The following is an 18,691-nucleotide window of genomic DNA, read 5'->3' as shown; positions in this document are numbered from 1 at the left end:
GGTCAATAAAAAAGAGCAGACAGAGGCACAAGGGACCCCAATGAAAGAAGGCGGCCTGGGCCGCCTTCCTTCTTGGTTACTGCATCAGGCAGCCGGGGGCTGCTCAAAAGGCAGCGTCATGGCCGACAGGTCGCGGCGGGTTTCCACCAGCACCAGCGGGCCTTCGTCCAGCACCACGGCGGGCGGACGCTCGCGTGGCACACGGATGGGCTGTGGCTCGGCTGCAATTGCTGCCTGCACGGCGGCGATCTTTTCTGCATCCGAGTTCACCCACTGCAATCCGGATGCGGCAGCCACCTGCTGCAGGGCATCGAGCGGCAGCGTGAAGCCCTGGACGCGTGGCATGCCTTGGGTGGCAGGCGCTGCAGCAGGGACCGGTGCCGCCACCGGTGCGGGTACGGCCACCGGTGCAGGCGCGGGCGCGGCGGCCATGGGTGCTGGCGCTGCGGGGACTGGCGCAGGCGTCAGCGTCGGTGCGGGGACGGGTGCGGGTTCCTGTGCCGGTGCCTGGACTGCCGGGGCAGTGTCAAAGTAGCTGCGGCGTGCGGGCTCTGGCTGGGCTTCGGCGGCCGGGGCAGCCACTGCGGCCGACGAATCCGACTCCATCCGTGCGGGGGCCGTCGGCTCCACGGTGTCGCGGGGAGCGCGCTCCCCGCGCTCACGCCGGTCGCGGCCATAACGGTCGCGCGAGCGGCGCTCGCGGCGCTCGTCGCTGGCCGGGGCGGTGTCGTTGCCGGTCAGGTCCAGATCGGGCAGCGATGCCAGCGGGGTGGTATCCACAAAGTCGGCGGCGGGGACGCCGGTGTCTCGCGGGGCTTCGGCCGCGCGGGGGGTACGCTCGCCACGTTCCCGGCGACCCTGGCCTTCGCCGCGCTCACGGCGGGGGCCGCGCTCGCCACGGGGCGGGTTGCCGGCCGCTTCGGCGCCATTGCCGTCCGGACCGGTCACCTGCGCCTGGATGGCGGTCTGGGCGGCGGTGTTGTCGGTGTCGGCAGCGGTGGCGTTGTTGCGGGGCTCGGCATCGCGGCGGCCTCGGCCGCCCTCACGGCTTTCACGGCCTTCGCGTCCATTGCGGCCTTCTCCTTCGCCACGGGGCGGACGGCCTTCGCCATCGCGCGGTGCCCGGCCTTCGGCCGAGCGCTCACTGCGGCGGCCACGGCCTTCGCCGGTGCCTTCGCGGTTGCCGTCACGGGGTGCTCCGTCGCGCTGGCCGTCCCGGTTGCCATCGCGGCCACCACGGCGGCCGCGGCCTTCGCCGTTGCGACCTTCGCGGCGGGGTTCACCGCGCGTGCCGGCTTCAGCGGGTGCAGCGGCAGAAGCGGGGGCCACCACCGGCGCGGGTGCCGGGCTGTCACCCATGCCAAACAGGCTCTTGAGCCAGCCGAAGAAGCCCTGTTCCTGAGGCTTCGCAGCAGCGGGGGCGGCGGCTTGTGCCGGGGCGGCAGTGGCAGGGCGCTGGCCGGCGCGCGGTGGGCGCGCGGCGACTTCGGGGCGGGGCTCGCGCGGTTCGGCCACGGGGGCTGGCGCGTCAGGCAGCACACCCTTGATCACAGGGGTTTGCTTGTTGGTCGGCTCTTGCGAGCGGCGCGTCACGGCCATGGGGTCTTCCACTTCTTCGGCGAGCTTGTAGCTGGCTTCGATGTGGTCCAGGCGTGGGTCGTCGTGCTTGAGGCGTTCCAGGCGGTAGTTGGGGGTTTCCAGCGTCTTGTTGGGCACCATCAGCACGGCCACGCGCTGCTTGAGTTCGATCTTGGCGATCTCGGTGCGCTTTTCGTTCAGCAGGAACGAGGCCACTTCCACCGGCACCTGGCAGTGCACGGCGGCCGTGTTGTCCTTCATGGACTCTTCCTGGATGATACGCAGGATCTGCAGGGCCGAGGATTCGGTGTCGCGGATGTGACCCGAGCCGCCGCAACGGGGGCAGGGGATGGACGAGCCTTCGGAGAGGGCTGGCTTCAGGCGCTGGCGGCTCATTTCCATCAGGCCGAACTTGCTGATGGTGCCGAACTGCACGCGGGCGCGGTCCTGGCGCAGTGCGTCGCGCAGGCGGTTTTCCACTTCGCGGCGGTTCTTCGACTCTTCCATGTCGATGAAGTCGATCACGATCAGGCCGCCCAGGTCGCGCAGGCGCATCTGGCGGGCCACTTCGTCGGCGGCTTCCAGGTTGGTGCGGGTGGCGGTTTCCTCGATGTCGCCGCCCTTGATGGCGCGGGCGGAGTTCACGTCCACGCTGACCAGCGCTTCGGTGTGGTCGATCACGATGGCGCCGCCCGAGGGCAGTTGCACGGTGCGGGCGTAGGCCGATTCGATCTGGTGCTCGATCTGGAAGCGGCTGAACAGGGCGGCGTCGTCGCGGTAGCGCTTCACGCGGGCGGCATGTTCGGGCATGACATGCGCCATGAACTGCTGCGCCTGCTCGTAGATGTCGTCGGTATCGATGAGGATGTCACCGATGTCGTTGTTGAAGTAGTCGCGGATCGCGCGGATGACGAGGCTCGATTCCTGGTAGATCAGGAAGGCGCCCTTGCCGCCCTTGGCGGCGCCGTCGATGGCATTCCACAATTTCAGCAGGTAGTTCAGGTCCCACTGCAGTTCGGGCGCGCTGCGGCCGATGCCGGCGGTGCGGGCAATGATGCTCATCCCGTTCGGGTATTCGAGCTGGTCCATCGCCTCCTTGAGCTCGGCGCGGTCCTCGCCCTCGATGCGGCGCGAAACGCCACCACCGCGGGGGTTGTTGGGCATCAGCACCACATAACGGCCGGCCAGCGAGACGAAGGTGGTCAGGGCCGCGCCCTTGTTGCCACGCTCTTCCTTCTCGACCTGGACCAGCAGTTCCTGGCCTTCCTTGATCACTTCATTGATGCGCGCCTGGCTGGGCGAGACACCCGCGGCGAAGTAGCTGCGCGAGATTTCCTTGAACGGCAGAAAGCCATGGCGGTCTTCGCCGTAGTCGACGAAGCAGGCTTCCAGCGAAGGCTCGACGCGCGTGACGACGGCCTTGTAGATGTTTCCCTTGCGCTGCTCGCGCCCTTCGATTTCGATTTCGTAGTCGAGGAGCTTTTGTCCGTCGACGATGGCCAGGCGCCGTTCTTCGGGCTGCGTGGCGTTGATGAGCATCCGCTTCATGATGCGATTCCTTTGCGTGTTTTACGGAGGGCAGCGGCGCAGCCAACAGGGCTGCGCGGGCTGCCACCCGCAGTTCCAAACCAAAAACAAGCTCTATCGGAGCTGTAAATGCCTGGACTGACGCATTGAAACGAAGGGAATTGCCGGGGATGACGCAGTGCCGTCGAGCGCTAGCTCAACGGGGGCGGCAAGGGCGGGTGGATGGGGGCGAGTGGGATTGTGCGCAGTTTTGCTATTGAAATAATAGCTGTGTGCGCAGGCAGGCTGCGCGCTATAGGCAATATGACGCCCAAAAGCGGGGGCAAGCGCCACCGCCAGAGAGTCAATATCCATGCCATCAGCAACCACATGCTCGCTTCGATCCGCTGGCAGATTGCGCCCTGGTGGGGCGAATCTGCCAGCTTGGAGGATTCCGTATCAGTGTTTCAATTTGTCAGCCCGCTGCACGGTGTACAGGCCACTGCAGGCATCTGGCCTGCAATCTGCCGGTACAACGCCCGCTGGCATCGACCTGCCTGCGCAAATGCAAGGGCTGTGTGGACTAAACTCCAGACAAATCAACCACTTACATATTGACGCGCAGGTGAAACACATTATAGGGGGCAAACCACCATCCGACCGTACTCCCGGCGCTCCCGCTCCTGCGGCACGCCTGGTGGAGGTCGACGAAGACTCCGCTGGCCAGCGCCTCGACAATTTCCTGCTGCGCCAGCTCAAAGGCGTGCCCAAAACCCATGTCTATCGCATCATCCGCAGTGGGGAAGTGCGCATCAACAAGGGCCGTGTCAACGCCGACACCCGCGTGGAGGTGGGCGATGTGGTGCGCCTGCCGCCCGTGCGCATTTCCGACAAGGTCGCCGAAAAAGCCGAGCGGCCCGCGCCGGCGCGCGAATTTCCCATCCTGCTCGAAGACGAGCACCTGATCGCCCTGGACAAGCCCGCCGGCGTGGCCGTGCATGGCGGCAGCGGGGTGAGCTTTGGCGTGATCGAGCAACTGCGCCAGGCACGGCCGCAGGCCCGATTTCTGGAATTGGTGCACCGGCTCGACCGCGAGACCTCGGGCATTTTGCTGGTGGCCAAGAAGCGGTCAGCGCTCACTCACCTGCAAGACCAGTTCCGCGAACGTGAAACTGGCAAGACCTATCTGGCGCTGGTGACGGGGGCCTGGGCACACAACAAGAAGGTGATCGACCAGCCGTTGCACAAATACCTGCAGGCCGACGGCGAGCGCCGGGTGCGTGTGACCACGGCCGATGACCCCGACGGCATGCGCTCCATCACGCTGGTCAAGGTGCGGCAGACGCTGCCCGCCCGCGCGGCGCAGGGCCTGCCCGCCATGAGCCTGCTGGAGGTGACCATCAAGACCGGTCGCACCCACCAGATCCGCGTGCACCTGGCAGCCCAAGGCCATCCCATCGTGGGGGACGACAAATATGGCGACTTTGACCTGAACAAGCGCCTGCAGAAACTGGGTATGCGGCGCATGTTCCTTCATGCCTGGCGGTTACAGTTCACGCACCCGGCCACCGGCGAACGCGTGCTGCTGAACGCTGAACTGCCGCCGGAACTGGCCGAATTTGTTCCCTCCGCCTGATTGCCCCATGCGTCCCACCACCCGCCCGCGCCGCTTTGACCTGATCGCTTTTGACTGGGATGGCACCCTGTTTGATTCCACCGCCATCATCGTGCGCAGCATCCAGGAGGCGGTGCGCGACGTGGGCGGCACCGTGCCCACCGACCAGGCTGCCGCCTATGTGATCGGGATGGCGCTCACGCAGGCGCTGGCCCATGCGGCACCCGATGTTCCGCCCGAAAAATACCCCGAGCTGGGCAGCCGCTACCGTTTCCACTACCTGCAGCACCAGGACGACCTGAACCTTTTTGCCGGCGTACTGCCGCTGCTGGCCGATTTGCGGGCGCAGGGCCACCTGCTGGCCGTGGCCACCGGCAAAAGCCGCCGGGGCCTGGACGAGGCGCTGCACTCCGTGCAGCTCAAGGGCGTGTTCGACAGCTCCCGCACCGCCGATGAAACCGCTGGCAAACCCCATCCCCTGATGCTGCAGGAGCTGATGGCCGAGCTGGATGTGGCACCCGAGCGCCTGCTCATGGTTGGCGACACCACCCACGACCTGCAGATGGCGCTGTCGGCCGGATGCGCCAGCGTGGGCGTGAGCTACGGTGCCCACGAACCTGAAGCCTTTGAGGTGCTGAATCCCCTGCATGTGGCCCACTCGGTGCGTGAGCTGCACGACTGGTTGCTGACCAACGCCTGAGGGGCCTGCCGTTGCGAGATCCTTGCTTGCCTGCCGTCCATGAGCACCGCTGATTCCGTCGCCATTGCGCTGTGCCGCAGCGTGGATCTCCAGGAGCGCCACCTGGCCGTGCCCTTTGATGTGGTGTACGCCGGGCAGACCTGCCGGGCCTTTGCCATCCGCTTCGAGGGGCGGCCCCATGCCTTCCTGAATCGCTGCACCCATGTGGCCATGGAGATGGACTACCAGCCCAACCGTTTTTTTGATGACACCGGCCAGTGGCTGCTGTGTGCCACCCATGGCGCGGCCTACCGGCCGGACACCGGCGCCTGCGCGGGCGGTCCCTGCCGCGGTGGGCTGGTCAAGATCACCCTGTCCGAAGTGGACGGGGTGGTGCACTGGCATACTGCCTACAACCTGCAACCCGTTGAGTTCTGACCCATGACCGACACCACCCGCATCGAACCCACAGGTTCTGGGAAAAATCCATCGCAAGCGACCGATCTGTGGGCGCAAGCAGCTACCAATCCGGAAGCGAAAGTGAGCGATGCATCGCGTGAGCCTGGCTGGGAACGGGCCACGCTGGAAAAGCTGGCCTTCGCTGCCCTCAGCGAGCAGCGCAGTGCCCGCCGCTGGAAGATTTTCTTTCGCCTGACCTGGATATTGTTGGCGCTGCTGTTGGCCTGGGCGGCCCTGTACCAGAGCACCGCCGGCCCCAGCAAGTCGGCGCCCCACACCGCCGTGGTGGACATCAAGGGCGAAATCGCTTCGGGCGCCGAAGCCAGCGCCGAGCTGGTGGTGGCGGCCATGCGCAGCGCCCTGGAGGACGAGGGCTCGCAGGCGCTGGTGTTGCTGATCAATTCGCCCGGCGGCAGCCCGGTGCAGGCGGGCATCATCAACGACGAGATCGTGCGCCTGAAGGCCAAGTACAACAAACCCGTGTATGCCGTGGTGGAAGAGACCTGCGCCTCGGCTGCCTATTACATCGCGGCGGCTGCCGACGAGATCTTTGTCGACAAGGCCAGCATCGTCGGCAGCATCGGCGTGCTGATGGATGGCTTCGGCTTTACCGGCACCATGGAGAAACTGGGCGTGGAGCGCCGCCTGCTCACCGCAGGCGAGAACAAGGGTTTCCTGGATCCGTTCAGTCCGCAGACCGAAAAGCAGCGTGCCTACGCCCTCACCATGCTCGACCAGATCCACCAGCAATTCATCAGCGTCGTGAAGGCCGGCCGGGGTGACCGCCTCAAGCCCACGCCCGAAACCTTCAGCGGCCTGTTCTGGACGGGCCAGCAGGCCATCGAGATGGGCCTGGCCGACAAACTGGGCAGCCTCGACTTCGTGGCGCGCGAAGTGGTCAAGGCCGAAGACATCATTGACTACACCCGCCGTGAAAACGTGGCCGAGCGCCTGGCCAAGCGTTTTGGCGCGGCGATGGGCGTGGGCGCGGCCAAGGCCCTGGCCACCACTGCCGCTCCGCAATTGCGTTGAATATTGCAGCCCCCGAGTGTTTGTTCGGGGCGTGCGGCAGAGTTGGCGAACAGGTGGGGAAACGAGCCGGCGTTTACGCTCGGCAATCCTTGCTTGCTATTAATCCATAGCAAAATCCTGCGGCCTCTTAGCGACCAAAGGCAAACACCACCGGCGTGCGATTGTCCGTAGGTATCGCCTGCTGGCGCCACTGGCGCACCAGCTGGCTGCGGATCTGCACCTGGGGCAGGGTCAGCCCCCCCGCCAGTGCCAGCCTGGTGTGCGGCTGCAGTGTCTGCACCAGGGCCTGCCACAGCGCCGCGTTGCGGTAAGGTGTTTCGATGAAGAGCTGCGTCTGCCCCGTCTTGAGTGCCAGCGATTCCAGCTCGCGGATGCGCTGGGTGCGCTCCTGCGCGTCTTGCGGCAGGTAGCCGGTGAAGGCGAAATTCTGGCCGTTCAGGCCGCTGGCGGCCAGCGCCAGCAGCAGCGAGACAGGGCCCACCAGCGGCACCACCGGGATGCCCAGGTCGTGCGCCGCGCGCACCACCGACGAGCCCGGGTCCGCCACGGCGGGCATGCCCGCTTCGCTGATCAGGCCCATGTCATGCCCCACCAGGGCGGCGGCCAGCAACGGCCGGGCGTCGAACGGGGTCGAACCCTTGCCGCCGTGGTCGCCTTTCTTGTGGACCTCGCGCGGCAGCTCGGTGATGGTTTGCTGTTGCAGCGAGGCGGTCAGCGGGTGCAGGGGCTCGATGCGCTTGAGGTAGGCGCGCGTGCTCTTGGCGTTTTCGCAGATCCAGTGCGTCAGGCGGGCGGCCGTTTTCAGGGTGCCGTCGGGCAGGGCATTCTGCAGGGGCGCCTGGGTGTCGCAGCCGAAATCGAGCGGCGCGGGCACCAGGTACAGCGTACCGTGGGTGGCGGCGTAACTTGGCGCCTCTGCCGGGGGTGTGGTGCGTGTGCTCATGGCAACACCAGGCCCGCGGCGCGCAGCATGCGGCAGGTGCGGATCAGTGGCAGGCCGATCAGGGCGGTGGGATCGTCGTTCACGATGGCGTCGAGCAGTGCAATGCCCAGGCCTTCGCTTTTGGCGCTGCCGGCGCAGTCGTAGGGCTCTTCGGCGCGCAGGTAGCGCTCGATTTCATCGTCCGACAAGTGGCGAAAGCGCACCTCGACCGGTGCCAGGTCCACCTGCTCGAACCCGGTGGCGGCGCAGACCACGGCCACGGCTGTTTGAAAAATCACGGTCTGGCCGCGCATCTGGCGCAGCTGGGCCACCGCACGTTCGTGCGTGCCTGGCTTGCCCAGCGGGTGGCCGCCCAGGTCGGCGACCTGGTCGGAGCCGATCACCACTGCCTGCGGGTGCTGACGGGCCACTGCGTGGGCCTTGGCCAGCGCCAGGCGCAAGGCCAGGGCGCGGGGTGTTTCGCCAGCCAGCGGGGACTCGTCCACGTCGGGGGCTGTCACCGTGAAAGGCAGGTTCAGCCGCGACAGCAGCCCATGGCGGTAGCGCGATGTCGAGCCCAATACCAGTGGGCGTTGCGGGGTGTGGGATGGATGCATCGGCCGATTCTCTTACACTGCCGCCATGACCAAGGAATTCTCCCCCGACCGGCTCGATGTCAAGGCTTTCGCGCAGGCGGGCGGGCAGCTGTCCGGGCACGATTCGCTGCTGAAATACGAGCGGCTGTCCCAGGAGGCCAAGAGCCTGCACCCTGATCTGCGCGTGGACTGGACGGCCACTGGCGAGTTGCGCACCGCGCTGGGTGGCATCGTGCAGGTGTGGTTGCATGTGCAGGTGCAGGCGACCTTTCCCATGGAGTGCCAGCGGTGCCTGACGCCGGTGGATGTGCCCTTGGCTGTGGAGCGCTCATTTCGCTTCGTGGCCGATGAGGCCACGGCCGAGGCGCTGGACGACGAGAGCGAGGAGGATCTGCTGGCACTGAGCCGCGAGTTCGACCTGCGCGAGCTCATCGAGGATGAACTGCTGATGGCCCTGCCCGTGGTGCCTCGGCACGATGAATGCCCCACGGCCGTGCCGCTGGCCTCCAGCGACGACGATTTCGAGGCCGCCAGCGCCGAAAAACCCAATCCCTTTGCTGCGCTGGCGCGCCTGCGCAAAGAAGAAAAGGGACAATAATTGGCGTTTGGGATATAATCGAGGGCTTCACGCGAATCCCCTCGTGTCTTTAATGGGCTGATCGCGTTTTTACCAACCCTATTCAAGACCAGGAGCCATCATGGCCGTTCAGCAAAACAAAAAGTCCCCTTCCAAGCGCGGCATGCACCGCTCGCACAATGCCCTGAACGTGCCGGGCATTGCCGTGGAGCCGACCACCGGTGAAACGCATCTGCGCCACCATATCAGCCCCAACGGCTTCTACCGTGGTCGCCAGGTGCTGAAGAACAAGTCTGAAGCCTGACCTCAGCCTTCCCCGCAAGGCCCGTTGCTACTTTTGCTGTAGCCACGGGCCTTTGTTTTGACCATTGCCTTTATCTTTCGACCAGCCTTGCTGGCCGGACAAGTCGCCCATGATCACACTGGCTGTTGACTGCATGGGGGGCGACCATGGCCCCCGCGTCACGCTCGCGGCGTGCCGTCAGTTCCTCCAACATCATCCCGATGCCCATCTGCTGCTGGTCGGTCTGAAGGACAGCCTGCAGTCGTTCTCGCATGAGCGTGCCACCTTGGTGGCGGCCTCCGAAGTGGTCGCCATGGACGACCCGGTGGAGATCGCACTGCGCCGCAAGAAGGACTCGTCCATGCGCGTTGCCATCCAGCAGGTGAAGGACGGCACGGCGGCCGCTGCGGTTTCCGCCGGCAATACGGGGGCCTTGATGGCCATTGCCCGTTACATCCTCAAGACGCTCGATGGCATAGACCGTCCGGCCATCGCCACGCAGATGCCCAATGGCCAGGGCGGCGCCACCACGGTGCTCGACTTGGGGGCCAATGTGGACTGCTCGGCCGAACATCTGCTGCAGTTTGCTGTCATGGGCTCTGCGCTGGTCTCCGTGCTGAAAGAGGTTGATGAGCCGACCGTGGGGCTGCTCAATATTGGTGAAGAGATCATCAAGGGTAGTGAAGTTATCAAAAAAGCGGGCGAACTTCTTCGATCTGCTGCCAATTCGGGTGATCTGAATTTTTATGGCAATGTCGAGGGCAACGACATCTTCAAGGGAACCGTGGACATCGTGGTGTGTGACGGTTTTGTGGGCAACGTGGCCCTGAAGGCCAGCGAAGGTGTGGCGACCATGGTGGTGAGTGGGCTCAAGCAGGAGTTTTCGCGCAATATCCTGACAAAAGCTGCTGCCATCGTCGCCTATCCCGTGCTGAAAGCGCTGATGAATCGCATGGACTACCGTCGCTACAACGGCGCGGCGCTGTTGGGCCTGCGGGGGCTGGTGTTCAAGAGCCATGGGTCGGCGGATGCCATGGCCTTCGAGCAGGCGTTGAACCGGGCGTATGATGCAGCCCGCAACAACCTGCTCGATCGTGTCCGGACCCGGATTGCGCATGCGGCGCCCCTGCTGGCGCCTGCCAATGCCCAGCCAATGTCCGGTGCCGCGGCGACAACACATTGATGAGACGCTATTCCCGCATTACCGGCACCGGCAGCTACCTGCCGCCGCGCCGCGTGACCAACGCCGATCTGGTGGCCGAACTGGCGCAGAGCGGTATCCAGACCTCGGACGAATGGATTGTGGAGCGCACCGGAATCCGGGCGCGCCACTTCGCCGCCCCCGACGTGACCAGCAGCGATCTGGCCCTGGAGGCTGCGCGCAAGGCGCTGGAGGCTGCCGGCTGCCAGCCGCAGGACATCGACCTGATCATCGTTGCCACTTCCACGCCGGACATGGTGTTCCCCTCGACGGCCTGCATATTGCAAAACAAGCTGGGCGCCAACGGTTGTCCTGCGTTTGACGTGCAGGCCGTGTGCAGCGGTTTTGTCTATGCCCTCACGGTGGCCGATGCCATGATCCAGAGCGGAGCCGCCAGGCGTGCGCTGGTGGTGGGGGCCGAGGTCTTCAGCCGCATTCTGGATTTCCAGGACCGCACGACCTGTGTGCTGTTTGGCGACGGCGCGGGCGCGGTGGTGCTGGAGGCGTCGGATACGCCCGGCATCCTGGCCAGCGAACTCCATGCCGATGGCCGGTATGTCGATATCCTGTGTGTGCCGGGCGGCGTCTCGGGCGGCGAGGTGCTGGGCCATCCGCTGCTGAAGATGGACGGCCAGGCCGTGTTCAAGCTAGCGGTGGGTTTGCTGGACAAGGCCGCCCGCGCCACCTTGGCCAAGGCGAACCTGACCGATGCCGACATCGACTGGCTGATTCCACACCAGGCCAACATCCGCATCATGCAGAGCACGGCCCGGAAACTGAAGCTGTCCATGGACAAGGTGGTGGTGACGGTGGACCAGCATGGCAACACGTCTGCGGCTTCCATTCCGCTGGCGCTGGACCATGGGGTGCGCACGGGCCAGGTCCAGAAGGGCGAAACCCTGCTGCTCGAAGGCGTGGGGGGCGGTTTCACCTGGGGCGCTGTACTCCTGAAGTTGTAGCTGCTTGCGCTTGATAGATAAGCGCTTGGGGCATATGTCTTATAAATATCTAGTGGTATGAAATCTTTTGCATTTGTCTTTCCGGGGCAGGGCTCGCAGTCCGTGGGCATGCTGGACGCCTGGGGCGATCACCCGGTGGTGGCCCAGACGCTGCAAGAAGCCTCCGATGCCCTGGGTGAAGACCTGGGCCGGTTGATTCACGAAGGTCCCAAGGAGGCGCTGGCCCTGACGACCAACACGCAGCCGGTCATGCTGGTGGCCGGGGTGGCCGCGTGGCGCGTCTGGCGCGCCGAGGGCGGAGCCACGCCGCTGGCCGTGGCCGGGCATTCGCTGGGTGAGTATTCGGCGCTGGTGGCTGCGGGCGTGCTGACACTGGCGCAGGCGGCACCGCTGGTGCGTCTGCGCGCTGCTGCCATGCAGGAGGCCGTGCCGGTAGGCACAGGGGCGATGGCGGCCATTCTGGGCATGGAGGCCGCCCGTGTCATCGCTGGTTGCTCCGAGGCGGCGGCATCCTTTGGTGCGGGATCGGCCGAAGTGGTCGAGGCCGTGAATTTCAACGATCCGGTCCAGACCGTGATCGCCGGCACCAAGGCGGGTGTCGACAAGGCCTGCGAGCTGCTCAAGGCGGCGGGTGCCAAGCGTGCGTTGCCACTGCCCGTGTCGGCGCCGTTCCATTCCAGCCTGATGAAGCCTGCCGCAGAGAAGCTGCGCATGGCGCTGGCCGATGTGGTGCTGGGCGCACCGCAGATTCCGGTGCTCAACAATGTGGACGTGGCCGTGCAAAAAGACGCGGATGCCATTCGGGACGCGCTGTACCGCCAGGCCTTCGGCCCGGTGCGCTGGGTGGAGTGCGTGCAGGCGCTCAAGGCGCGCGGCATCACCCACCTCATTGAATGCGGCCCCGGCAAGGTGCTGGCGGGCCTGACCAAGCGCATCGACCCCGAACTGGTCGGCGCGGCACTGTTTGATCCGGCTACATTGGCCGAAACCCGGGAGTTGTTGGCATGACGCAATCTGCATCTGAAGCGCAAGTGGCGCTGGTGACCGGCGCATCGCGCGGCATTGGCGCGGCGATTGCGCTGGAGCTTGCCGCGCGCGGCTACCAGGTGGTGGGTACCGCCACCACCGATGAAGGCGCCGGGCGCATCAGCCAGGCCCTTTCGGCCTACCCGGGCTGCCGGGGTGCCAATCTGAACGTCAACGATGGCGCGGCCATCGAGGCGCTGATGGACTCCATCGTCAAGCAGCAAGGCGGGCTGCATGTGCTGGTGAACAATGCCGGCATCACGCGCGACACCCTGGCCATGCGCATGAAGGATGACGACTGGGATGCCGTGCTGGACACCAATCTCAAGGCGGTCTTCCGCGTGAGCCGTGCCGCCATTCGTCCCATGATGAAGCAGCGCTTCGGGCGCATCATCAGCATCACGAGCGTGGTGGGTGCATCGGGCAACCCGGGGCAGGCCAACTATGCGGCCGCCAAGGCCGGTGTGGCCGGCATGACGCGCGCGCTGGCCCGTGAACTGGGCAGCCGCAGCATCACGGTCAACTGCGTGGCACCGGGTTTCATCGAAACCGACATGACGGCCAGCCTGCCCGAAGAGCAGCAGAAAGCCCTCAACGCACAGATCCCATTGGGCTGCATGGGCAAGCCTGCCGACATCGCCCATGCGGTCGCCTACCTGGCATCGCGCGAGGCAGGCTATGTGACGGGCCAGGAATTGCACGTCAATGGCGGCATGTACATGTAATTATTGAGAGTTAACGTCGGTTCATCCGTGCGACGGGTCGACTTGGGGGTTTTCCTCAAGCGGCTAGAATCGCGGATCTATTCACAACCCCCAGAGGGAAACCATGAGCGATATCGAAGCACGCGTCAAAAAAATCATTGCTGAACAACTCGGCGTTGAAGAGTCCCAGGTCACCAACGAAAAAGCCTTTGTGGCCGACCTCGGCGCTGACTCCCTGGATACCGTCGAACTCGTGATGGCACTCGAAGACGAATTCGGCATCGAGATCCCTGACGAAGATGCAGAGAAGATCACGACGGTGCAGAACGCCATCGACTACGCCAACACCCACCAGAAGGCCTGAGCGGGCTTTCAGTGCCTGACTTGAGCGATCAGCAGAGGTTTTACGCATGAGCCGTCGTCGCGTTGTCGTGACCGGCCTGGGGTGTGTCAGTCCCGTGGGTAACACGGTGGCGGATTCCTGGGCCAACGTCCTGGCCGGCAAGTCCGGCATTGATCTCATCACCAAGTTCGATACGTCGAACTTCTCCTGCAAGATTGCAGGCGAGGTCAAGGGATTTGATCTGGAGTCGTACATCAGCGCCAAGGATGCGCGCGCGATGGACGCTTTCATCCATTTCGGCATCGCTGCGGCGGCCCAGGCGGTGCAGGACGCAGGCTTGCCCACAGGGGAGGCGCTGCACGACGACCTGGCCACACGCATCGCCTGCGTGATCGGCTCGGGTATCGGCGGCCTGCCGCTGATCGAGAACACCCATGCTGAGCTGGCCAGCCGGGGACCTCGGCGCATCACCCCATTTTTTGTGCCCGCTTCCATCATCAACATGGTGGCAGGGCATGTTTCCATGCGGTTTGGTTTCAAGGGGCCCAACCTGTCGGTGGTGACCGCCTGTACGACGGGCCTGCACTGCATAGGCCAGGCGGGGCGCATGATCGAATACGGCGATGCCGATGTGGCCGTGGCGGGTGGCACCGAATCCACCGTATCTCCCCTGGGCGTAGGGGGCTTTGCCGCCATGCGCGCACTGTCCACGCGCAATGACGATCCCCAGACGGCTTCGCGTCCCTGGGACAAAGACCGTGACGGTTTTGTGCTGGGCGAGGGCGCCGGTGTCATGGTGCTCGAAGAGTACGAGCATGCCAAGGCGCGCGGAGCCAAAATCTATGCCGAACTGAGCGGCTTTGGCATGAGTGCCGATGCCGGCCACATGACCGCTCCCAACATGGACGGTCCACGCCGCGCCATGCTGAGCGCCATGCACAATGCGGGCATCAACCCCGATCAGGTCGACTATCTCAACGCGCATGGCACGTCCACACCGCTGGGCGATCTCAACGAGACCAACGCCATCAAGGCAGCCTTGGGTGCACATGCCTACAAGACCGTGGTCAGCTCCACCAAGTCCATGACGGGTCACCTGCTCGGTGGCGCGGGTGGGATTGAAAGTGTGTTCACCGTGCTGGCGCTGCACCACCAGAAGGTGCCGCCGACGATCAACCTCTTCAACCAGGATCCTGAATGCGACCTGGACTTTTGCGCGAACACGGCGCGTGACATGCGGATGGACGTGGCCATCAAGAACAACTTTGGCTTTGGTGGGACCAACGGCACGCTGGTCTTCAAGCGCATTTGATGCCGCTTGCTGTCGCCAGGCCTTGTTGGTGACAGCCGTGAAAGTGGCGGTCGCGGCCCATCCGCGGGGTCGGTTTGCTTGCCAGTATCCTGTCGAGTGGCGCTGACCATGCGCCGCGCTTCGTCCCATTTTTCTGCACCACCGGTTCAATATCCCGTCGGACGGGGGCTGGTGTTGCTTTGGGGATTGCTGGCCCTGCTGGGTGTGGGCGGTGCTGCTTTGTTGAACTGGCTCCTGCAGGGGGCTGGTCACTCGGTGGCGCGGCTGTCCGTGGCCCTTTTTTTCTGGTTGTGCGCTGCGGGTGCGGTATGGCATTTCTGGCAGCACCGCGTTCGCGGGCAGCTGCAGTGGGATGGTTTGCAATGGCGCCTGGAGATCGACCAGCGGGACAGGTCGGCACATCCACTCGAGGGATCTCTCTGGGTGCGGCTGGATCTCCAGAGTCAGCTCTGGGTTTGCCTGGATGGCCCCGATGGACGCAGCACCTGGCTGTGGCTTGAACGCCAGAGCGCTTCCGACCGATGGGGCGATCTGCGGCGTGCGGTATATTCGCGCCCCAGGCCGGATGCCCCAGGGGCTGGTGAACCTGCCGCAGCGCGCCGTACGGACGCGTAAATTCAAAGTGACAATGACCGTAACACTCCCCACCGACTCCGCAGACAGCGACCTCCAACTGGTGGAACGTACGGTTGCGGGTGACCAGCGTGCCTACGAATTGCTGGTCATCAAATACCAGAGGCGTATTGAGCGTCTGATTGGCCGCATGGTGCGCGATACCGACCTCGTCCCTGATATCGCCCAGGAAACCTTCATCCGCGCCTACCGGGCATTGCACCAGTTTCGGGGCGACGCGCAGTTTTATACCTGGCTGTACCGGATTGCCGTGAACACCGCCAAAAAGGCGCTGATGGACATGAAGCGCAATCCTGTCATCTCGGAAAACGCCTTGCGGGGCAGTGATGAAGAAGATGAAACTTCCCGCCTGGGACATGAACTAACTTCCGAAGAAACGCCCGAAACCATTCTTGCGGCCCAGGAAATTGCGGCGGCTGTGAACGCTGCCATGGAGGCTTTGCCGGAGGATCTGCGGCAAGCCGTGACCTTGCGTGAGATAGAAGGCTTGACATACGAAGAGATCGCCGCAGCGATGGAATGCCCCATCGGAACAGTGCGGTCACGGATTTTTCGGGCGCGCGAGGCGATTTCCGCGCGCGTGCGCCCGTTGCTGGAGAACCAGTCGGGCAAGCGCTGGTGATGCAGTTTCTTTGGGATTCGCGTGCAAGCGCGGGTGCTTGGGTTAAGGACGAGATGGGCAGGTGATGCTATGACCACAGATTGGATGAATCGCGAACAGTTGTCGGCGTTGGCCGACGGGCAATTACAGGGCGACGAGTTGGCGCAGGCCTTGGAGTTCGCTGCGCAGGCCGAGGGCCAGGCCACCTGGCAGCTCTACCATCTGGTGGGGGATGTCCTGCGTTCGCCGGAGCTGGCGCTGCACCAGCAAGGCCATCATTCGATGGTCATGCGCGTTCGAGAGCAGTTGGCGCAAGAGCCCATGCACGGGCGTCTGCCCGAAGCCGCACCTGCGGTGGAGCAGGTCGTGCGCGCAGAAACGGCGGTTGCCGCCAATGCATCGGTGTTCCGTTGGAAGATGGCGGCTGGATTCGCCTCGTTGGCCGCTGTGGCGGCCATTGGCTGGAGTTCCCTGGCAGGGTTGCAAGGGACGCCATCTTCTGGCGCACAGTTGGCCGCAGCCCCAGCCCCAGCCCAGCCGGTGGCACCCGTGGTTTCCGTCGCGGGAAACGATGGGCAACAGGTCATGATTCGCGATCCGCGGCTGGATGAACTGCTGGCCGCACACCGACAATTTGGAAACACCTCTGCATTGCAGATGCCTGCAGGGTTTCTTCGCAATGCCACTTTTGAGGCGCCTGCCCGCTGATACCCTGGCGGTGTGATTCTGTTCGCCCGGGGGAGGCGTCGCAATGCGGTGGAGCGCACCTTCCTGCCCCTGTCAAAAATTGCCCACCAGGACATGTGTGGTGCGTCCTGCCCGTTCCCGCCATTGCCCGAAACCAGGGGCATCGCGCTGACAGTGCCGGAGCAGCACCTGCTGGAAAGGGCGGAGCGTGCGGTGCGGGGAACCAAGTCACACGGGTTTCCTTCACAGGCATACAACCTCTGTTCGTAACGATTGCCACAATGGAAGAAAGGCCGATGATGCTCAGGATCGATTGGAAAAGACTGCACTCCTATGCACTGGCAGGTGTGCTGATGGGTGCGGCAAGTCTGGTGGCTGTGCCCCATGGTGCAGCCCATGCGCAAACTGCTGTGTCGCGCGGCTTGCCGGATTTCACCGAACTGGTGGAGCAGGTGGGGCCTTCGGTGGTGAACATCCGGACTTCCGAGAAGGTGTCGGCCCGCGCCAACACGAACGGCATGGACGAGGACATGCTGGAGTTCTTCAAGCGGTTTGGTGTGCCCATTCCCAACATGCCACGGCAGCAGCGTCCCCAGCGCCCTCAGCCCGAAGAGGAGCAACCTCGGGGCGTGGGGTCGGGGTTCATCCTCACTGCCGACGGTTATGTGATGACCAATGCGCATGTGGTGGACGGGGCTGATGAGGTCATCGTGACCCTGACCGACAAGCGGGAGTTCAAGGCCAAGATCGTGGGGGCGGACAAGCGCACCGATGTGGCCGTGGTCAAGATCGAAGCCACCGGGCTTCCCGCCGTGAAGGTGGGGGATGTCAGCCGCCTGAAGGTGGGCGAATGGGTGATGGCGATCGGTTCACCGTTTGGCCTGGAGAGCACGGTCACTGCCGGCATCGTGAGCGCCAAGCAGCGGGACACGGGGGACTACCTGCCATTCATCCAGACCGACGTGGCCATCAACCCCGGCAACTCGGGCGGTCCGCTGATCAACATGCGCGGCGAGGTGGTGGGGATCAACAGCCAGATCTATTCGCGGTCGGGTGGTTTCATGGGCATCTCGTTTGCCATTCCCATGGACGAGGCCATCCGCGTGAGCGATCAGTTGCGTGCAACGGGCCGGGTCACGCGCGGGCGCATTGGCGTCCAGGTGGGGCAGGTCACCAAGGATGTCGCCGAATCGATTGGCCTGGGCAAGGCATCGGGTGCCCTGGTGACGGGCGTGGAGGCGGGCTCTCCGGCCGACAAGGCGGGCATCGAGGCCGGGGACATCATTACCCGGTTTGACGGCAAACCCATCGACAAGCTCGCGGATCTTCCACGCATGGTGGGCAATACCAAGCCTGGAACGAAAAGCTCGGTCACGGTGTTCCGCCGTGGCAGCGCCAAGGACCTGGGTATCACCATCGCGGAGATCGAGGGCGACAAGCCGGCCAGCAAAACCGCCGAGCGGGAAGAAAAGCCCAAGGCCTCGGCGGCTGCGCAGCTGGTGGGATTGTCCGTGAGCCCGCTGACCGACGCACAGAAGAAAGAACTGAAGATCCGCGGTGGCGTGGTGGTGAATGCGGCCACCGATGCCGCTGCCCGTGCCGGCCTGCGCGAAGGCGACATCATCCTTTCCATCGCGAACACCGAAATCAGCGGAGTCAAGGATTTCGAGGCGGCCCTCGCCAAGGTGGACAAGAGCAAGCCCATCAATGTGCTGTACCGGCGCGGAGAATGGGCCCAATACGCCCTGATCCGCCCAGCCAAATGAACCCGCGTTGAGGTTGCGCTGACTGCACACCGGCAGAGAAGTCCCAGACATTTGTTCGGGATTTCCTGTGTCTGGAATGGCCGGTGAGGGTGCTCAGGCTTCCTTTTTTTTGCCAAATTGATGTTAGTTCACGCTAACTTTGTCGTTCTCTCCATCGATCATATTGGATAGAATGCAGGCTTCTGTTCAACACATATCGACATATCAGCCGA

At 64.4% G+C, this 18,691-nt stretch carries 18 protein-coding genes; 15 read left to right on the top strand and 3 right to left on the bottom strand.

Going from position 1 to position 18,691, the window contains the following annotated elements; genetic code table 11:
- Positions 1–84: 84 nt before the first annotated feature.
- Complete coding sequence (locus AC1Q5S_RS10410; protein ID WP_303835835.1) at positions 85–3,126, bottom strand: Rne/Rng family ribonuclease; 3,042 nt, start codon at positions 3,124–3,126, stop codon at positions 85–87.
- 583 nt (positions 3,127–3,709) lie between these two features.
- Here AC1Q5S_RS10410 and AC1Q5S_RS10405 point away from each other — a divergent pair.
- Genes AC1Q5S_RS10405 through AC1Q5S_RS10390 form a run of 4 tightly spaced genes read left to right on the top strand, consistent with a single transcriptional unit; the run spans position 3,710 to position 6,869 of the window.
- Entirely contained in the window at positions 3,710–4,720 is a 1,011-nt protein-coding gene (locus tag AC1Q5S_RS10405; RefSeq protein WP_303835833.1) for an RluA family pseudouridine synthase, read from the top strand.
- Between the two features lie 7 nt (positions 4,721–4,727).
- Entirely contained in the window at positions 4,728–5,399 is a 672-nt protein-coding gene (locus AC1Q5S_RS10400; protein WP_303835832.1) for an HAD family hydrolase, read from the top strand.
- Positions 5,400–5,438: 39 nt separating this feature from the next.
- A complete protein-coding gene (locus tag AC1Q5S_RS10395; protein WP_303835830.1) occupies positions 5,439–5,816 on the top strand; it encodes a Rieske (2Fe-2S) protein in 378 nt (125 codons plus the stop codon).
- 3 nt (positions 5,817–5,819) lie between these two features.
- A complete protein-coding gene (locus tag AC1Q5S_RS10390) occupies positions 5,820–6,869 on the top strand; it encodes a S49 family peptidase (protein ID WP_303835828.1) in 1,050 nt (349 codons plus the stop codon).
- A gap of 127 nt (positions 6,870–6,996) precedes the next feature.
- On the opposite strand, the gene AC1Q5S_RS10385 is transcribed toward AC1Q5S_RS10390, so the two are convergent.
- Positions 6,997–7,812 carry an SAM-dependent methyltransferase gene (locus AC1Q5S_RS10385; RefSeq protein ID WP_303835826.1) on the bottom strand — a complete coding sequence of 272 codons (816 nt, stop codon included), beginning with the start codon at positions 7,810–7,812 and terminating at the stop codon, positions 6,997–6,999.
- Positions 7,809–8,408: a Maf family nucleotide pyrophosphatase gene (locus tag AC1Q5S_RS10380; RefSeq protein ID WP_492238825.1), complete on the bottom strand. Its 600-nt coding sequence runs from the start codon at positions 8,406–8,408 to the stop codon at positions 7,809–7,811. The genes AC1Q5S_RS10385 and AC1Q5S_RS10380 overlap by 4 nt, the downstream gene beginning before the upstream one ends.
- Before the next feature lie 25 nt (positions 8,409–8,433).
- Between AC1Q5S_RS10380 and AC1Q5S_RS10375 the strand changes: the two genes are divergently transcribed.
- The 11 genes from AC1Q5S_RS10375 (at position 8,434) to AC1Q5S_RS10325 (ending at position 18,479) form a co-directional block, all read left to right on the top strand.
- On the top strand, positions 8,434–8,985 hold the full coding sequence (locus AC1Q5S_RS10375; RefSeq protein WP_303838380.1) for a YceD family protein: 552 nt from the start codon (positions 8,434–8,436) through the stop codon (positions 8,983–8,985).
- 100 nt (positions 8,986–9,085) lie between these two features.
- On the top strand, positions 9,086–9,268 hold the full coding sequence (gene rpmF / locus AC1Q5S_RS10370) for a 50S ribosomal protein L32 (RefSeq protein WP_005794249.1): 183 nt from the start codon (positions 9,086–9,088) through the stop codon (positions 9,266–9,268).
- Positions 9,269–9,377: 109 nt separating this feature from the next.
- Entirely contained in the window at positions 9,378–10,430 is a 1,053-nt protein-coding gene (gene plsX, locus AC1Q5S_RS10365; protein ID WP_492238824.1) for a phosphate acyltransferase PlsX, read from the top strand.
- A complete protein-coding gene (locus tag AC1Q5S_RS10360) occupies positions 10,430–11,407 on the top strand; it encodes a beta-ketoacyl-ACP synthase III (protein ID WP_422203124.1) in 978 nt (325 codons plus the stop codon). The genes plsX and AC1Q5S_RS10360 overlap by 1 nt, the downstream gene beginning before the upstream one ends.
- A gap of 57 nt (positions 11,408–11,464) precedes the next feature.
- Positions 11,465–12,415, top strand: coding sequence for an ACP S-malonyltransferase (fabD, locus tag AC1Q5S_RS10355; RefSeq protein WP_422203126.1), 951 nt, complete (start codon positions 11,465–11,467; stop codon positions 12,413–12,415).
- The gene (fabG, locus tag AC1Q5S_RS10350; protein WP_303836433.1) at positions 12,412–13,158 is read left to right on the top strand and encodes a 3-oxoacyl-ACP reductase FabG; all 747 of its coding nucleotides are present in this window, start codon (positions 12,412–12,414) and stop codon (positions 13,156–13,158) included. Before fabD ends, fabG begins: the two co-directional genes overlap by 4 nt.
- 103 nt (positions 13,159–13,261) lie before the next feature.
- The gene (gene acpP, locus AC1Q5S_RS10345) at positions 13,262–13,501 is read left to right on the top strand and encodes an acyl carrier protein (RefSeq protein WP_003058049.1); all 240 of its coding nucleotides are present in this window, start codon (positions 13,262–13,264) and stop codon (positions 13,499–13,501) included.
- 46 nt (positions 13,502–13,547) lie between these two features.
- Positions 13,548–14,792: a beta-ketoacyl-ACP synthase II gene (gene fabF, locus AC1Q5S_RS10340; protein ID WP_422203129.1), complete on the top strand. Its 1,245-nt coding sequence runs from the start codon at positions 13,548–13,550 to the stop codon at positions 14,790–14,792.
- Positions 14,793–15,420: 628 nt separating this feature from the next.
- A complete protein-coding gene (gene rpoE / locus AC1Q5S_RS10335) occupies positions 15,421–16,047 on the top strand; it encodes an RNA polymerase sigma factor RpoE (protein ID WP_303836468.1) in 627 nt (208 codons plus the stop codon).
- A gap of 69 nt (positions 16,048–16,116) precedes the next feature.
- Positions 16,117–16,734 (top strand): sigma-E factor negative regulatory protein, encoded by a 618-nt coding sequence (locus tag AC1Q5S_RS10330; protein WP_303836437.1) that lies wholly within the window; start codon positions 16,117–16,119, stop codon positions 16,732–16,734.
- A gap of 332 nt (positions 16,735–17,066) precedes the next feature.
- The gene (locus AC1Q5S_RS10325; RefSeq protein ID WP_422203151.1) at positions 17,067–18,479 is read left to right on the top strand and encodes a DegQ family serine endoprotease; all 1,413 of its coding nucleotides are present in this window, start codon (positions 17,067–17,069) and stop codon (positions 18,477–18,479) included.
- Positions 18,480–18,691: the final 212 nt, after the last annotated feature.

The organism is Acidovorax sp. GW835-FHT14B10, assembly GCF_058793725.1.
Note: the sequence above shows the minus strand (reverse complement) of the source record. Positions and strands in the feature narration are given on the sequence as shown.